Here is a 16,277-nt window from a genome sequence, read left to right as displayed (position 1 = left end):
GTGATCGACCTGAAGAAAAAGTCGATCACCATGGGTAAAGGATGTTAAAAAGTGTTCACCATGTCCCCGAACACCTGTCTACCATGTCCCCGGACCGTACAGGGAGAGGGTTAGGGTGAGGGCATCATCGCGCACCGTCTGAAACATCAGCGCAAAAGCACGCAGTCCGGCGGCAGCCTGCACTGCAGCGCGCCGGGCAACACCTCAATGCGGAACTGCGTTCCGCTCAGCGGCTCTCCGTCGAGGTTAAAGGTCATCCCGTGCGGAGCATTCACTTCAAACCACGCCGACTTCCCGGCGATGATATTTGGACTCTCTTCCGGCTGCGTCAGCGTGGTAAACAGCGCGGGCAGCAGGCCGTCGCCCGTGAAAATACGCAGCTGTAGCTGACCGTCATTGATCAGCGCCTCCGGGCACAGCTGCTGCCCGCCGCCAGCCTGGCGGCCATTGCCGATCCCAATTACCAGCGCGTCACCCTGCCACTGAAAATCCTCGCCGCGAATTTCGCAGCGGTCAGGCTTGAGGGTGTCCATGCGCATCAGGCCGTGGATCAGGTACGACACGCCGCCCAGCGCCGCCTTCAGCTTTTCCGGCGTTTCGCTGGTGATGCGCGTGCCAAACCCGCCCGTCGCCATATTGATAAAGCAGGTTTTATCATTCACCTGCGCAATATCCACAGCGGTGGCCTTGCCGAGGATTGCCAGCTGAAGCGCCTTCTCTAACTCCTCCGGGATCCCGGCGCTGGTGGCAAAATCATTGGCGGTACCGAGCGGTAAAATGCCCATCACCGGCCGGTCCGCCGGGGGCAGGTCGATAAGCGCTGACGCAATCTCATTGATGGTGCCGTCGCCGCCGCCGGAAATGATGGTGTTGACGCCAAGCCCGAGGGCTTCATTGATATAGCGTGCCGCGTCGCCTTTTTCCCACGTCACCCTGACGTGGACACGTGCGCCATCGTCACGCAAACCCTGAATCACCTGACGCAACAGATCGTTGCCCGCACTTTTGCCATTGAGAATCAATAAACTGTCTGGATAGGTTGCCATCCGCGCTGCTCCCTTTTTTAGCGTTAGTAAGAGTGTATAGCAGAGAGGAAAAAAGCGGGTAAGAACAGGATGAAAGGAACAAAATAGGCACGAAAGCGCGTTACACTTCAGCGATGACGTTAATGTAATCACAGGAAAGTGATAATGAATAAAATTTTGGTAAGCGCTTGCCTGATGAGCTTCAGGGTTCGTTATAACGGAAGTGAAAAAGCGCGAATGAACGAGCAACTCGCTCGCTGGCAACAGGAACAACGTCTGGTTATCCACTGCCCTGAACTTGCGGCCGGGCTGCCTGTCCCTCGTCCTCCGGCAGAGATTATGTCCGCTGATGGCAAAGACGTGATGCGCGGACAAGCCAGAATTATTGAAAATACAGGGCAGGATGTGACTGAGCATTACCAGCTTGCAGCCTGGCTCGCGCTACGCACTGCTCAGGAATCGGGGTGCAGCGCTGCATTGTTAACCGATGGTAGCCCAACGTGCGGCAGTCAGCTTATTTATGACGGATCTTTTGGCGGGATACATAAAGCGGGGATGGGTGTTGCGGCATCGTTGCTTGCAGAGCATGGGATAGCCGTGTTCTCAGAGAAGCAAATCGACGAGCTTATTGCCTGGGTTGAGGTAAGAGAAGGCAAAAAATAAGCCCGCGTAAGGGAGATTACGCAGGCTAAGGAGGTGGTTCCTGGTACAGCTAGCATTTATGGGTTATGTTTTTCAGCGGGGGGATAATACCCGTATTGAACGAAGCGGTATGTGATCCGATTCTAAGAATTATCCCAGCGCGAAAAAATTTCCCTGATCAACTATTTGCCGTGCGGGTTTCGGGTGCTTTCACCGTTGAAGTTACGCATCAGCAGCGCGAACTTCAGCTCCACCTCTTCAGGAACCGGCAGCCAGACGGTATGACCGTCACCCGGCGCCACGTCAATCGCTTCGCCTTTGCCGTTTTCCAGATGCTCCAGCGTAAAGTTCATGTTGCCCTGCGGGGTCATCAGCTCCAGGCTGTCGCCTTTGGTGAATTTGTTTTTCACCGCGACGGCCGCCAGCGCGCCTTTGCGCTCGCCGGTAAAGTCGCCGACAAACTGCTGGCGCTCGGAAACGGAGTAGCCGTGCTCGTAGTTCTGGTAGTCGTCATGGGTATGACGGCGCAGGAAGCCTTCGGTATAGCCACGGTGCGCCAGGCCTTCCAGGGTTTCCAGCAGGCTGGTATCGAACGGTTTACCGGCCGCCGCATCGTCGATGGCTTTGCGGTACACCTGCGCGGTGCGCGCGCAGTAGTAATAGGATTTGGTGCGGCCTTCGATCTTCAGGGAGTGCACGCCCATCTGGATCAGACGCTCGACGTGGGCGATGGCGCGCAGATCTTTCGAGTTCATGATGTAGGTGCCGTGCTCGTCTTCAAAGGCGGTCATGTACTCGCCCGGACGTTTGGCTTCTTCAATCATAAACACGCTGTCGGTTGGCGCGCCGATGCCCAGCGTAGGCTCGACGTTAGTCACCGGGATAGGCTCGTGCTTGTGCACGATGTTGCCGACGTCATCCTCTTTGCCTTCCTGGACGTTATATTCCCAGCGGCAGGCGTTGGTGCAGGTGCCCTGGTTCGGGTCGCGCTTGTTGATATAGCCGGAGAGCAGGCAGCGGCCAGAGTAGGCCATGCACAGCGCGCCGTGAACGAAGATTTCGATTTCCATATCCGGCACCTGGGTGCGGATCTCTTCGATCTCTTCCAGCGAAAGCTCGCGGGAAAGAATAACGCGGGTCAGCCCCATCTGTTTCCAGAACTTCACCGTCGCCCAGTTGACGGCGTTAGCCTGTACGGAGAGGTGAATATCCATATCCGGGAAGTTCTCCCGAACCAGCATGATTAAACCCGGGTCCGACATGATCAGCGCGTCCGGCCCCATATCCACCACCGGCTTCAGGTCACGGATAAACGTTTTCAGCTTGGCGTTGTGCGGCGCGATGTTGACCACCACGTAGAATTTCTTGCCCAGGGCATGCGCTTCGTTGATGCCGAGCTGCAGGTTCTCGTGGTTGAATTCGTTGTTACGCACGCGCAGCGAGTAGCGCGGCTGGCCCGCATAAACGGCGTCGGCACCATAGGCGAAAGCGTAACGCATATTTTGCAGCGTTCCCGCCGGGGAAAGGAGTTCCGGTTTAAACATGTTTGTTCTCGTTCTGATGACAGGTCAGATCCGCATGCACCAGGTGCAGCGGTAAGGGGAGATCCCCCACTTTAAGGGCGGGCATTGTAGCGCTGCGGGGCAGGGAGGTAAACAATTAAAAGCACCTGCGCGTTATTTTATAACTTAGTATTATTTATTATAGAAAGCATTATTGATTATTTTTTGTAATTCGGTAATTTTCCCTATCAGATCCTCATAGCTATAAGGAAGTTGACCACCTGGGAACATATCTACCATAGATTCCCAATCTTGTTTATAATGAGAATTCATATCCTCGTTGTCAGGAATTAATTTAATTGGTCCTTCATTAGCAGTCTTGCATGATAATTCTGATGTTTTATAATAAATGTCAGAAAACAGAACGTGAGCAAGAAATAGTTCTTTGTCTAAACACCATTTGTCATTTTGATTATGTAACTGAATTATGTCGTATAAATGTCTGGCATATTTTGGTTGTTGTTTACATGCAGTCAGGTTTGTATGTACGCCAAATATTTTTTCCAGCATTGTTCTTTGGGGTGATAGAGCGCAGACTTCAAATGGTTGGTCCACACTAAAAGCTTCGACGCATTCACTTAACATATGATTGATTGACACTTTAATTGTAGGGTTATTATCGGAGCGACCACCTGTTTCTAATAATACTCTGGGTTTTACACCCTTTCCATAATAACTTTCATCAAGTTCTTTAGGGTAGTAGATGGCTATATTTAGTGGGGTTTCACTTTCTACAACAATTTCAATTCTTGAGTCCATTTTCTCCAAACCCTCAGCTAAGTGGGGTAGGAGGGTTTCCCTAATAAATTGTTTGGCCGTTTCATCAAGCGCTAATGCCAGTTGAAGAAGTTTTTTTCTACCGTCATCTTTTTTTTCAATCGGTTCATGCTTTAATAATTCAAAAGAAAAGGATAAATCAATATCTTCTGACATTCGATTGATTGATTTGAAACACTTAGATAAAGATGTTCCACCTTTGAATATAAAAGGCGGAGATGCCAAACCAGTCAGTTTTGGAATGATGTCATTATAGATAATATAAAGTGTTTGGGTGACCCAGAAATCTTTCTCAATGATATATGCAGGTAAACCTAAAGGGTGCTGTTCCTCTGCTGTCAGAAACGCTCCTTTACGGTCCTCATTTGAAAAAGTAAATAATACGCTCATTCGTTTGTTATCCTTTAACGAATTTTATACGAACCCATTTCATCGAACTTGGCAATGCGTTTAAAAAAAGCATTCTGGATTCAGGCCCTAACAATTCGATGAATTTTTGGTACATTTCATCGTGATAATGAGGTAAGCCATGTATATCCAAATAGCTTAATGCGCTCCAAAAAAGAAGGGCCGTATTCTTTTGCTCTTCATTTTTTATATGTAAATGATGAATAAAAAAATTCAGTGATTCTTTATATTCAAATTTTACATTTTTTATGTGATATGAGGAACGCAACCTTTCTGAGCTGAAATAGCTCTTGACCATAGGAAGTTGAGTATCCAAGCCTAACGCGTTAACAGCAGCAATTCCTGCAGGCACAACAGTTGCCTTTTTTGTTTTAACAACGGCGGCAACAAGTTCTTCTATATCAAGCGGCAGACGACCGAATCTACCTACACGTGGGCGGTAATAAACACCATTCGCGAGCCGTACAATTTTTTTCTCCTGGGCTAGGCGACTGAGTGCCTTTAAAGCCGCAGGTCTTTTCTCCGGCTCAAGGCCTTTACGAGCCAGTATTTGTTCAATACTGAAAACGCGTCCGTGTTGTTGGCGTGACACATAAGATTTCACAGTCGTTGCGACATCATTTTGATGCGAAGTATGCGTCATGTTGTGCCTCCTGTAACTATCTCAATCTATACATTCTGCTTCATTTGAACATAAGCTGCAAGGATGAGAAATGCGAGTTCTGTCCAGAATTGACAGCTTAACCTTTCCAAATTTTTTTAAAATCAATGAATTTGGATAGTTTCCTTAAATAGGAGGTAAACATGCTTTCTTAAGAAATCCTGCACGCATCCGCTTCCCAGCGATACCCCACGCCATACACCGCGCGAATAAACGACTGCTCGGCGTCCAGCGCCTCCAGCTTGCGGCGCAGGTTTTTGATATGGCTGTCGATGGTGCGGTCGGTCACGACGCGGTAATCGTCATACAGGTGGTTCAGCAGCTGTTCACGGGAAAAGACTTTCCCCGGCTCGTGGGAGAGGGTTTTCAGCAGGCGGAACTCCGCAGGCGTCAGGTCCAGCAGCTTGCTGCGCCAGCTTGCCTGGAAGCGGCTTTCATCCACAATCAGCGGGCTTTCGGCGTCGAGCACCTGAAGCTCGCGCTGTGGCCTGCAGCGGCGCAGAATGGTTTTCACGCGGGCGACCACTTCACGCGGGCTGTAGGGTTTGCAGATGTAATCGTCTGCGCCAATTTCAAGCCCCAGCAGGCGGTCAATCTCTTCAATTTTGGCGGTGACCATGACGATCGGCACGTCGGAGAAGCGACGAATTTCCCGGCACAGGGTCAGTCCGTCAACGCCCGGCAGCATTAAATCCAGCAGGATCAGATCCGGCGGGGTCTGACGCACGTATGGCAGCACCTGGTCGCCGTGGCCGATCAGCGACGGGGCGTAGCTGGCCGCGCGTAAATAGTCGATCAGCAGCTGCCCAAGTTTGGGCTCGTCTTCCACAATCAAAATGCGCGGCGTTTTTTCGTCAATCGGTAACTCGGTCATACTTCTCTCGATAAATCCCGTTCCAGAGGTAACTCTACTGTAATGCTAACCCCGCCAAAAGGCGAATGGGCGGCGCGGATCGTGCCATTATGCGCCTCGACGATGTTAACGCAAATCGCCAGCCCCAGGCCGGAACCGCCGCTAGCGCGGTTGCGGGAGCCTTCGGTACGGTAGAAACGTTCAAACAATTTTTCCAGCTGCGCGTCCTGCACGCCGGGGGAGGAATCCGCGAAGGTGAGGGCAAAGCGCCCGTTTTCCTGCCTGCCGGAGATGTGCAGCCCGCCGCCGCTGTCGGTGTAGCGCAGGCTGTTTTCCAGCAGGTTATTGAACAGCTGCATCAGCCGGTCTTTGTCGCCAAACACCACCGCGCTGTCCGGCAGGGAGTGTTCGATTGTCAGGTTGCGGCTGGCAAACCGCTCGCGGAAGGCGCCGCTGATCACTTCCAGAATGTTAATCACGTCCACCGGCGCTTTCTGGTAGGCCAGCGCGCCTTCGTCGGACATGGAGAGCTGGTGGAGGTCGTCCACCAGCTTGGTGAGCGTACCCACCTCCGCCTGCAGAGAGGCCACCGATTCGGGCGTAAACTGGCGAACGCCGTCCTGAATGGCCTCCAGCTCGCCGCGCAGCACCGCAAGCGGCGTGCGCAGCTCGTGGGAGATATCGGCCATAAAGTCGCGGCGCATCTGCTGGTTCTTCTCCAGCGTGCTGGCGAGCTGGTTAAAATCCTGCGCCAGCTTGCCCAGCTCGTCCTGGCTGCGGGTATCGACGCGGGTGGTGAAATCCCCGGCGGCCAGCTTGTGCGTGCCTTCCACCAGCCGTTTCACCGGGGCAAGCAGGCCGCGCGCCAGCGGGAAGGTGGCGAGCGCGGCGAGCAGGGTGGAGAGGGCAACAATCAGCCAGCTTGTCCGACGCTGCTGGCGGTCAAAGTTGATGTCGGTGTTGCGCGTCAGGCGCTCCACCGGGGAGGCGATAACCCAGCCGACTGTCGCATTATTGACTTTGATCGCCCGACGGGTGCCGTCCGGCGGTATCGGCGCGCGCGGGCCCACCAGCGTGCGCATGTCCTGGTCAATCACCCAGAACTGGGTGCGCCAGCCGTGCGGCGGCATGCCTGGCCCCGGGCGATCGTCACCGGTATCGTGCTCCAGCGAGCGCAGGATCTGGAAAATAAAGCGGTCGTTATTGCGCAGAAAACGCCAGTTGCCGTGCTGGGCGTACTGTTCACTCAGCGCATCGCTTAAGCCCTGTAAACGCTGTTCATTGCCATGCTTGATGTAATCAATAAAACCGCGCTCAAAGCTGATCCGCACCGCCCAGTGCATGGTGACCAGCAGGACGATACAGGTGGCAAAGATCGCCACGAAGAGCTTGCCGGTAATGCCCGGACGCCAGAATTTCATGAGCCACTCCTTTTGCCGCGCCTAATCACGACGTTCTTGCTGGTATCATCCGGCACTCTGGCGAAGATGAAAGCGGGCAGGGCGATGATGACCGCCATGCTGAGATAGGTATATAAAAAGACCTGATGCGCCACCGGCGTGTCGACGCTGAGATGATGCTGGCCGTACATGCCGAGCAGTAAACCGGCGATGGTCACCCCGACGCTCATTGAGAGCTGCATGATCATCGACAGCAGGCTGTTGCCGCTGCTCGCCAGATCGTCCGGCAGATCCTTCAGCGTCAGGGTATTCATCGACGAGAAGCGCATGGAGTTAACGATCCCCTGGCAGAACAGCACCAGCGGCAGAACGTAGTACCAGCCCATCAGCGCCACGGCCATAAACACCAGACTCACCAGCGCCAGCCCCAGCGTGGCGGTGACCAGCACGTGACGGTAGCCAAAGCGGTTCACGACCTGCACCACGATGCGCTTCATTCCCATGCTGCCGAGCACCATCGGGATCATCATCAGGCCCGCGTGGAAGGGCGAAAATCCCATCCCGATTTGCAGGAAAACGGGCGTCATAAACGGCAGCATGCCGCTGCCGACCCGCCCGGCGAAGCTGCCGAACAGGCCAAGGCGGTAGGTCGGGTTTTTAAACAGGTTCAGGCTGAAGAGCGCCTTATCGTTACCTCTGGCATGCCACAGGTACCACAGTATGGCGGTAACGCCGAGCGCGATCAGGAGCCCGAGCGTCAGGGGCGAAATCCCCAGTCCTTTTTGCCCGTCGAGCGCCAGGGTAAGCGTTGCCATGCCCGCCGCCAGCAGAATAAAGCCAAAGAAATCAAAGCGCCGCGTCTGCATTTTGTAGTTCGGCATCAGCGTCAGGGTGGCGATGGCGCCGATGATGCCAACAGGAAGATTGATTAAGAAGATCCAGTGCCAGGAGGCGTATTCCACCAGAATGCCGCCGAGCGCCGGGCCCAGCAGCGGCCCCACCTGACCGGGCAGGGTCACAAAGGTCATCGCCGCCATATACTGCTCGCGCGGCACAATCTTCATCACCGTTAGCCGCCCGACGGGCACCATCATCGCCCCGCCAACGCCCTGCAGCACGCGCGCCATCACCAGCTGGTCGAGGGTGTTGGCCTGGGCGCAAAACAGCGAGCCGGTGGTAAACAGCACGATGGCGGTAAAGAAGATATTCCGCACCCCCACTTTGTCCGCCAGCCAGCCGCTGGCAGGCAGCATCACGGCAACCGTCAGCACGTAGGAGACAATAACCATATGCATATGCAGCGGGCTCTCCCCCAGGCTTTTCGCCATGGAGGGGAGGGCGGTGTTGACGATGGTCGTATCCAGCGACTGCATAAAGAAGCCGAAAGCGACTATCCATAGCTGCCAGCGAACGTTAGCGGGGAGATCGGTCATCTACTCGGTCACCGTGGTTCTGTTTTTACGCGAAAAGCGCAGCCGCAGGCGGTCGAAGAACAGATAGACCACCGGCGTGGTGTACAGCGTCAGCAGCTGGCTCATGACCAGGCCGCCGACAATGGTGATCCCCAGCGGCTGGCGCAGCTCTGAGCCGTCGCCGCCCGAGATAACCAGCGGCAGCGCGCCAAACAGCGCCGCCAGGGTGGTCATCATGATCGGACGAAAACGCAGCAGGCACGCCTGGAAGATCGCCTCTTCCGGCGACAGATTGCCGTTGCGCTGGGCGTCCAGGGCGAAATCGACCATCATGATCGCGTTTTTCTTCACAATGCCAATCAATAGCATGATCCCGATGAGCGCGATAAGGCTGAACGGCGCGCCGAACAGCTCCAGCGCCAGCAGCGCCCCCACGCCCGCCGACGGCAGCGTTGAGAGAATGGTCAGCGGGTGAACGTAGCTCTCATACAGCACGCCCAGCACAATATAGACCGTGGCGATGGCGGCCAGAATCAAAATCACCTGCGAGTTCATCGTCTCCTGGAACACCTGCGCGGTCCCCGCAAAGCTGCCGCGCACGGTGGACGGCACGCCAAGCTGCGTCATCGCGCGGTTGATTGCGTCGCTGGCCTCAGAAAGCGACGAACCGGCGGGCAGGTTAAAGGAGATGGTCGACGCCGCCGAAAGCCCCTGATGGTTTACCGACAGCGGCGCGTTGGCAGGCTGCCAGCTGGCAAAGTAGGAGAGCGGAATCGCCTTGCCGTCGTTGTTAATCACAAACATTTTGTCCAGCGCGCTTATGTCCTGGGTGTAGCGCGGATCGACTTCCATCACCACCTTGTACTGGTTCATCGGCTGGTAGATGGTGGAGATCTCGCGCTGGCCGAAGGCGTTGTTCAGCAGGCTGTTGGCGGCTTCAACGTTAATGCCCAGCCGCGACATGGTTTCGCGGTCGTAGGTCAGGGCCATCTCGGCGCCGTTGTCCTGCTGATCGGAGTTGACGTCCGCCAGCTCCGGCAGGGCGGCCAGCGCCTTGCGGATCTTCGGCTCCCACTCGCGCAGGGCGGCTAAATCGTCCGAGAGCAACGTGTACTGATAGCTGGCGTTCGCCTGACGGCCGCCGACGCGGATATCCTGAACGGCCATCAAAAACAGGTTTGCCCCCGGCTCTTTGGCGAGCTTCACCCGCAGGCGGTCAATCACCTGCTGGGCGGTTTCGTTGCGTTCGCCGCGCGGTTTCAGGGTAATAAACATCATCCCGCTGTTAACGCGTGACCCGCCGGTAAAGCCGGTGACGTTATCCACGGCTTTGTCTTCACGAATGATCTTCATAAAGTCCTGCAGCTTGCCGCGCATCGCCTGGAACGAAATGCTCTGGTCCGCCTGAATCCCTCCCATCAGCACGCCTGTGTCCTGCTCGGGGAAGAAGGTTTTCGGGATGGTGATGTACATCCAGACGTTGAGCACGATGGTGCCGATCAGCACCAGGCCAACCAGGCGCGTATGGTTCAGCACCCACTTCAGCGATTTGCCGTAGCCTTCCTGCATCGCCATCAGGAAGCGACCAAAGCCTTTGCGTCGCGGCTGCGAGTGCGGTTTGCTGCGCTTGAGCATCCAGCCGCACATCATTGGCGTCAGCGTTAAGGAGATAACCAGCGAAATGCCGATGGCGACGGAGAGGGTGACGGCAAACTCGCGGAGCAGCCGGCCCGGCAGACCGCCCATCAGCAGCAGCGGCAGGAATACCGCCACCAGCGACAGGCTCATGGAGAGCACCGTAAAGCCCACCTCGCGCGTGCCCTGCAGGGCAGCCTGCAGCGGCTTCACGCCCGCTTCCAGGTGGCGGGAAATGTTTTCCAGCACCACGATGGCATCATCCACCACGAAGCCCGTGGCAATCGTCAGGGCCATCAGCGACAGGTTGTTGAGGCTAAACCCGCACAGGTACATGGCGGCAAAGGTCCCGATCAGCGAGACCGGCACGGCCACCGCCGGGATCAGCGTCGCGCGGCCGGAGCGCAGGAACAGGAAGACCACAAGGATCACCAGAGCGACGGAGATAATCAGCGTTTGCTCCACCTCTTCAAGCGAGGCGCGAATGGTCGGGGAGCGATCCTGCGCAATTTGCAGATCGATTGCTGCCGGGATGGTCTCCTGCAGGTCCGGAAGACGGGCGCGAATGCTGTTAACCGTCTCAATAATGTTCGCTTCCGGCAGCTTGCGGATCATCAGCAGAATGGCCGGTTTAGCGTTGGTCATCCCGGCGTTACGCACGTCCTGCACCGAGTCGGTGACGCTGGCGACATCGCTCAAGCGCACCGCCGCGCCGTTGTTGTAGTGAATAATGAGCGGCTGATATTCGGCGGCGGTTTTCAGCTCGTCGTTAGTGTGGATCTGCCAGCGGTGGCTACCGTCCTCAATCGCCCCTTGCGGCTTGCGGACGTTAGCCGTGCTGATGGCGGAGCGCACGTCATCCAGCGACACGCCCTGGTTGAACAGCGCCTGCGGGTTTAGGCCCACGCGCACGGCGGGCAGGGAACTTCCGCCAACGCTCACGTCACCGACGCCGTTAATTTGTGAGATTGTCTGCGCCAGTTGGGTAGACGCAAAGTCGTAAAGCTGCCCCTGCGAGTACGTATCCGAGGTCAGCGTCAGGATCATGATTGGCGCATCGGACGGGTTGGCCTTGCGGTAGGTTGGGCGGCTCGGCATTCCGCTCGGCAGCAGGCTTTGTGCGGCGTTGATGGCCGCCTGCACGTCGCGTGCCGCACCGTTAATATCCCGGTCGAAGCTGAACTCCAGAATGATGCGCGTGCTGCCCAGCGAGCTGCTGGAGGTCATCTCGTTGACCCCCGCAATCCGCCCAAGGGAACGCTCCAGCGGCGTGGCAACCGACGAGGCCATGGTCTCCGGTGACGCACCCGGCAGCGAGGCGCTGACCATGATCACCGGGAAATCCACCTGCGGCAGCGGCGCCACCGGCAGCAGCCGGAAGCCCAGCACGCCGCAGAGGGTAATGGCGAGCGAGATTAAAATCGTCGCCACCGGGCGGTAAATGAAGAGGGCGAAAAACTTCACTTATGCCTCCTCTTCACGTTTCGGAAAGCGGCTTTTGGTCCACAGCGCCAGGCGGTCAAACAGCAGGTAGATCACCGGCGTAGTGAAGAGCGTGAGCACCTGGCTCACCAGCAGACCGCCGACCATGCCGATACCCAGCGGACGGCGCAGCTCCGCGCCGACACCGGTGCTGAGCATCAGCGGCAGCGCGCCCAGCAGGGCGGCCAGCGTGGTCATCAGGATCGGACGGAAACGCAGCAGACAGGCCTGGAAGATGGCATCGCGCGGCGACATGCCCTGCTCGCGCTCGGCGGCCAGAGCGAAGTCGATCATCATGATGGCGTTTTTCTTCACGATCCCGATAAGCAGGATAATGCCGATGATGGCAATGACGTCCAGCTCGCTGCCCGCCAGCATCAATGCCAGCAGCGCCCCCACGCCCGCCGTCGGCAGGGTAGAGAGGATGGTGATCGGGTGAATAAAGCTTTCGTACAGGACCCCGAGCACGATGTACATCGCCACGACCGCCGCGACGATCAGCCAGATGGTGTTACCCAACGCGGCCTGAAACGCCAGCGTGCTGCCCTGGAACTGGGTCTGAATATCGGACGGGAAGCTGAGCTCTTTTTCCGCAGCCTGAATGGCCTCCACCGCTTCGCCGAGAGAATAATTGTCCGGCACGTTGAAGGAGATGGTGGTGGACGGGAACTGATCCAGATGGTTGATCGACAGCGGGGTATAGCGTTCTTCCACCGTGGCGATAGCGCTCAGCGGCACAATACCGCCGTCTTTACCGGTCAGGCGCACCGAGTCCAGCCCCGCCAGGCCGGGCGTATTCTCCGTATTGTGCTCCAGCACCACGCGATACTGGTTGGCCTGGGTGTAGATGGTGGAGATCAGGCGCTGGCCGAAGGCGTTGTACAGGGCGTTGTCCACATCCGACATGGTGATGCCCAGACGGCTGGCGGTATCGCGGTTGACGTTCACATACGCCGCCAGCCCTTTGTCCTGCCAGTCGCTGCTGACGTCGGCGAGCTGCGGCAGGGTGTTAAGCTTATTCACCAGCTGCGGCACCCAGGTGCTGAGCGCGTCCAGCGAGGTGGCCTGCAGCGTGAACTGGTACTGCGTGCGGCTGACCTGGGTATCAATGGTCAAATCCTGAATCGGCTGCAGGTAAAGCTCAACGCCCGGCACGCGCGCGACGGCGTTTTGCAGACGCTCAATGACGGCGTTGACGCGATCGTCGCGTTCATCCAGCGGCTTGAGGTTGATCTGCAGACGCGCGCTGTTGAGCGACGGGTTGGTGCCGTCGACGCCCACGTAGGAGGTCAGGCTCTCCACCGCCGGATCTTTCATGACGATCTCAGACACCTGCTGCTGGCGCTGGGCCATATTGGCGAAGGAGACCGACTGCGGGGCCTGAAGCGTGCCCTGAATAATGCCGTTGTCCTGGATGGGGAAGAAACCTTTCGGAATGAAAATCCACAGCATCACGCTGAGCGCCAGCGTTCCCAGCGCCACGCCGAGCGTGGCCCACGGATGGTTAAGGACTTTCGCCAGCACGCGACCGTAGGCGGCAATAATCCGCTCGAACATGCGCTCGGAGGCGCGCGAGAAGCGGTTTTGCCTGCGCAGGGACTCGTGGCTCAGCATGCGGGCGCACATCATCGGCGTCAGGGTCAGCGACACCACGGCGGAGATCAAAATGGCGACCGCCAGCGTCACGGCAAACTCGCGGAACAGCCGCCCGACGATATCGCCCATAAACAGCAGCGGGATCAGCACCGCAATCAGCGAGAAGGTCAGCGAGATAATGGTAAAGCCGATTTCGCCCGCGCCCTTCAGCGCGGCCGCCAGCGGTTTTTCACCTTTCTCGATATAGCGCGAAATGTTCTCGATAACGACGATGGCGTCATCCACCACGAATCCGGTGGCGATGGTGAGCGCCATCAGCGTCAGGTTGTTAATCGAAAAATCGAGGAACACCATCACCGCAAAGGTCCCGACCAGCGAGAGCGGCACGGCGACGGCGGGAATAATGGTCGCCGGAACGTTACGCAGGAACAGATAGATGATCATAACGACCAGCGCAATGGCCAGCATCAGCTCAAACTGGGTGTCGGTAACCGACGCGCGAATGTTCGTGGTGCGGTCGGAAAGCACCTTCACGCTGACCGACTTCGGCAGGCTTTCGATCAGCTGCGGCAGCATGGTGCGGATGCTGTCGGCGGTTTCGATGATGTTAGCGCCCGGCTGGCGCTGCACGTTCATCACGATTGCCTGCTGCCTGTTGGCCCAGGCGCCGAGCCAGCTGTTTTCCGCACCTTGCTCCACGGTCGCCACGTCGCCCAGACGCACCGGAGCGCCGTTCTGGTAAGCAATAATCAGCTGGCGGTATTCATCGGCGGACTGCATCTGATCGTTGGCAGAGAGCGTCACGGCGCGGGTGGGGCCGTCCAGCGAGCCTTTTGCCGAGTTAACGTTGGCACTGCTGATGGCGGTGCGGATGGTTTCGCTGGTCAGACCCAGCGCGGCAATCGCCTGCGCGTTCAGCTTCACGCGCACGGCGGGGCGCTGGCCGCCCGCCAGCGTAACGAGGCCGACGCCGGAGACCTGTGAAATTTTCTGCGCCACGCGCGTTTCGACCATATCCTCGACCTGGGTCATCGGCATGGCGGAGGAGGTAACGGCAAGCGTCATGATCGGCGGATCCGCCGGGTTCACCTTGCTGTAGACCGGCGGGTTAGGCAGGTCCGAAGGCAGCAGGTTGGTGGCGGCGTTAATCGCGGCCTGCACCTCCTGCTCGGCGACGTCCAGCGACAGCGTCAGCTGGAACTGCAGCGTCACGACGGATGCCCCGCCGGAACTCTGGGAGGACATCTGTTTTAGCCCCGACATCTGGCCGAACTGGCGCTCCAGCGGGGCGGTAATGGCGGACGTCACCACGTCCGGGCTGGCCCCTGGATAGAGAGTGACAACCTGAATCGTTGGGTAATCCACCTCCGGCAGTGCCGACACGGGCAGGAAGCGGTAGCCGATAATCCCGGCGAGCAGGATCGCCACCATCAGCAGCGTGGTGGCGACAGGACGGAGGATAAACAGGCGTGACGGCCCACCTGTAGAGCCTGGGGGCATAACCTGCATCAGGATTTCTCTCCCTGTTTCGCAGGTTCAACCACTTCCACTTTGGCCCCTTCGGTCAGACGGTCAATGCCGTCGGTGACCACGCGGTCGCCTGCGGAAAGGCCTGCGGCGATGACCACCGTCTGGCTGTCCTGGATACCGGTTTTCACCAGGTGCTTGCTGACCTTATTGTCGCTGTTAAGTACCCAGACGAAGTTACCTTCGTTACCCATCTGCAGGGCAGCCGTTGGGATCACCACCGCGTTCTCTTCGGTGGCGACCAGCATGCGCGCGTTGACGAACTGGTTCGGGAAAAGGGCATCGTCCTGGTTGTTAAAGCGCGCCTTCAGCTTGATGGTGCCGGTGGTGGTATCGATCTGGTTATCCAGGCTGAGCAGAGAGCCTTCGCTCAGCTTCTGCTTGTTGCTGCGGTCCCAGGCTTCCACCACCAGACCTTTACCGGCTTTTTGCGCCTGCACCACCGTCGCAATGTCGCTTTCCGGCAGGGTAAAGACTAAATCAATCGGGTGAGTCTGGGTGATCACCACGATGCCCGTGGTGTCGCCGCTGGAGATCTGGTTGCCGATATCGACCTGCTTCAGGCCCACGCGCCCGTCAATCGGCGCGGTGATGCGGCTCCAGTCGAGCTGCAGCTGTGCGCTGGCCACGGCGGCCTCGTCGGCTTTGATGGTGCCCTGCGTTTCGCTGACCAGCGACTGCTGGGTATCCAGCTCCTGACGAGACACGAGGTTGGTTTTCACCAGCTGCTGGTAGCGGGCCAGATCGCGACGGGCGTTGGCGAGGGTGGCTTTGTCTTTCGCGAGCTGCCCCTGCGCCTGGGCGAGGGCGACCTTAAACTGGCTCGGGTCGATTTCCGCCAGCAGATCGCCCGCTTTGACCTGCTGACCTTCCTGGAAGTGAATGGCCTGAAGCTGGCCGTCGACGCGGCTGCGCACCGTCACGGTGTTGGCGGCGGTAATGGTTCCGAGACCGGTAAGGTAGCGAGGAACGGCTTTATTGACCGCCGTCGCCGCCTGGACCGGCGCCAGCGCGCCGCCGCGCATGCCGTGACGCCCTCCGCCTGTCGGGCGCAGTGCCTGACTGCTGGCACCGGCGGGAGCGGCGGAGTTCGCGGATTGACTGTGCCAGTACCAGGCGGCGGCAAGGACCACCACAATGATGCCAGCGGCGATTGCCCAGCGGGATTTGTTACTGCCTTTCATCGTTATACGTTCTCATCCTGAATACTTCGGGGAATGATACTAGTTTAGTCAGCTAACACAGCGGAAAAATGGAGGAAATATGGAAGACTGTCAGGAATGGTCTGAATGGAGGT

At 57.6% G+C, this 16,277-nt stretch carries 11 protein-coding genes; 1 reads left to right on the top strand and 10 read right to left on the bottom strand.

The genetic code is table 11. The annotated features are described in order from the left end of the window. Nucleotides 1–146: 146 nt before the first annotated feature. Nucleotides 147–1,046 carry a lipid kinase YegS gene (yegS, locus tag KIF87_RS04280; protein ID WP_213327998.1) on the bottom strand — a complete coding sequence of 300 codons (900 nt, stop codon included), beginning with the start codon at nucleotides 1,044–1,046 and terminating at the stop codon, nucleotides 147–149. Nucleotides 1,047–1,187: 141 nt separating this feature from the next. Here yegS and KIF87_RS04275 point away from each other — a divergent pair, with 141 nt between their 5' ends. Next, the gene (locus tag KIF87_RS04275; protein ID WP_213328025.1) at nucleotides 1,188–1,688 is read left to right on the top strand and encodes a 2-thiouracil desulfurase family protein; all 501 of its coding nucleotides are present in this window, start codon (nucleotides 1,188–1,190) and stop codon (nucleotides 1,686–1,688) included. A gap of 161 nt (nucleotides 1,689–1,849) precedes the next feature. On the opposite strand, the gene trhP is transcribed toward KIF87_RS04275, so the two are convergent. The 9 genes from trhP to KIF87_RS04230 form a co-directional block, all read right to left on the bottom strand. Beyond that, a complete protein-coding gene (gene trhP, locus KIF87_RS04270) occupies nucleotides 1,850–3,211 on the bottom strand; it encodes a prephenate-dependent tRNA uridine(34) hydroxylase TrhP (protein WP_213327997.1) in 1,362 nt (453 codons plus the stop codon). Nucleotides 3,212–3,361: 150 nt separating this feature from the next. After that, nucleotides 3,362–4,396: a nucleotidyl transferase AbiEii/AbiGii toxin family protein gene (locus tag KIF87_RS04265; RefSeq protein WP_213327996.1), complete on the bottom strand. Its 1,035-nt coding sequence runs from the start codon at nucleotides 4,394–4,396 to the stop codon at nucleotides 3,362–3,364. Between the two features lie 7 nt (nucleotides 4,397–4,403). After that, nucleotides 4,404–5,057 (bottom strand): DUF6088 family protein, encoded by a 654-nt coding sequence (locus tag KIF87_RS04260; protein WP_213327995.1) that lies wholly within the window; start codon nucleotides 5,055–5,057, stop codon nucleotides 4,404–4,406. 169 nt (nucleotides 5,058–5,226) lie between these two features. Continuing rightward, the gene (gene baeR, locus KIF87_RS04255) at nucleotides 5,227–5,949 is read right to left on the bottom strand and encodes an envelope stress response regulator BaeR (protein WP_213327994.1); all 723 of its coding nucleotides are present in this window, start codon (nucleotides 5,947–5,949) and stop codon (nucleotides 5,227–5,229) included. Continuing rightward, nucleotides 5,946–7,349, bottom strand: a complete 1,404-nt coding sequence (gene baeS, locus KIF87_RS04250; protein WP_213327993.1) for an envelope stress sensor histidine kinase BaeS — start codon at nucleotides 7,347–7,349, stop codon at nucleotides 5,946–5,948. Before baeS ends, baeR begins: the two co-directional genes overlap by 4 nt. Then, on the bottom strand, nucleotides 7,346–8,761 hold the full coding sequence (locus KIF87_RS04245; protein ID WP_213327992.1) for an MFS transporter: 1,416 nt from the start codon (nucleotides 8,759–8,761) through the stop codon (nucleotides 7,346–7,348). The genes baeS and KIF87_RS04245 overlap by 4 nt, the downstream gene beginning before the upstream one ends. Then, the gene (mdtC, locus tag KIF87_RS04240; protein WP_213327991.1) at nucleotides 8,762–11,839 is read right to left on the bottom strand and encodes a multidrug efflux RND transporter permease subunit MdtC; all 3,078 of its coding nucleotides are present in this window, start codon (nucleotides 11,837–11,839) and stop codon (nucleotides 8,762–8,764) included. Continuing rightward, complete coding sequence (locus KIF87_RS04235) at nucleotides 11,840–14,962, bottom strand: MdtB/MuxB family multidrug efflux RND transporter permease subunit (protein ID WP_213327990.1); 3,123 nt, start codon at nucleotides 14,960–14,962, stop codon at nucleotides 11,840–11,842. Beyond that, entirely contained in the window at nucleotides 14,962–16,164 is a 1,203-nt protein-coding gene (locus KIF87_RS04230) for an MdtA/MuxA family multidrug efflux RND transporter periplasmic adaptor subunit (RefSeq protein ID WP_213327989.1), read from the bottom strand. The genes KIF87_RS04235 and KIF87_RS04230 overlap by 1 nt, the downstream gene beginning before the upstream one ends. Between the last annotated feature and the right edge of the window lie 113 nt (nucleotides 16,165–16,277).

Source organism: Enterobacter sp. 120016 (assembly GCF_018383635.1).
GTDB lineage: Bacteria > Pseudomonadota > Gammaproteobacteria > Enterobacterales > Enterobacteriaceae > Enterobacter > Enterobacter asburiae_D.
The sequence above is the reverse complement of the archived record's forward strand: the minus strand, read 5'-3'. Positions and strand labels throughout refer to the sequence as shown.

Bases quoted from the DNA above. Each gene is read 5' to 3' on its own strand.
- KIF87_RS04265 (WP_213327996.1), bottom strand. From the start codon at position 4,396: ATGAGCGTATTATTTACTTTTTCAAATGAGGACCGTAAAGGAGCGTTT.
- baeS (WP_213327993.1), bottom strand. From the start codon at position 7,349: ATGAAATTCTGGCGTCCGGGCATTACCGGCAAGCTCTTCGTGGCGATC.
- KIF87_RS04230 (WP_213327989.1), bottom strand. From the start codon at position 16,164: ATGAAAGGCAGTAACAAATCCCGCTGGGCAATCGCCGCTGGCATCATT.
- KIF87_RS04245 (WP_213327992.1), bottom strand. From the start codon at position 8,761: ATGACCGATCTCCCCGCTAACGTTCGCTGGCAGCTATGGATAGTCGCT.
- yegS (WP_213327998.1), bottom strand. From the start codon at position 1,046: ATGGCAACCTATCCAGACAGTTTATTGATTCTCAATGGCAAAAGTGCG.
- trhP (WP_213327997.1), bottom strand. From the start codon at position 3,211: ATGTTTAAACCGGAACTCCTTTCCCCGGCGGGAACGCTGCAAAATATG.
- KIF87_RS04235 (WP_213327990.1), bottom strand. From the start codon at position 14,962: ATGCAGGTTATGCCCCCAGGCTCTACAGGTGGGCCGTCACGCCTGTTT.
- KIF87_RS04260 (WP_213327995.1), bottom strand. From the start codon at position 5,057: ATGACGCATACTTCGCATCAAAATGATGTCGCAACGACTGTGAAATCT.
- baeR (WP_213327994.1), bottom strand. From the start codon at position 5,949: ATGACCGAGTTACCGATTGACGAAAAAACGCCGCGCATTTTGATTGTG.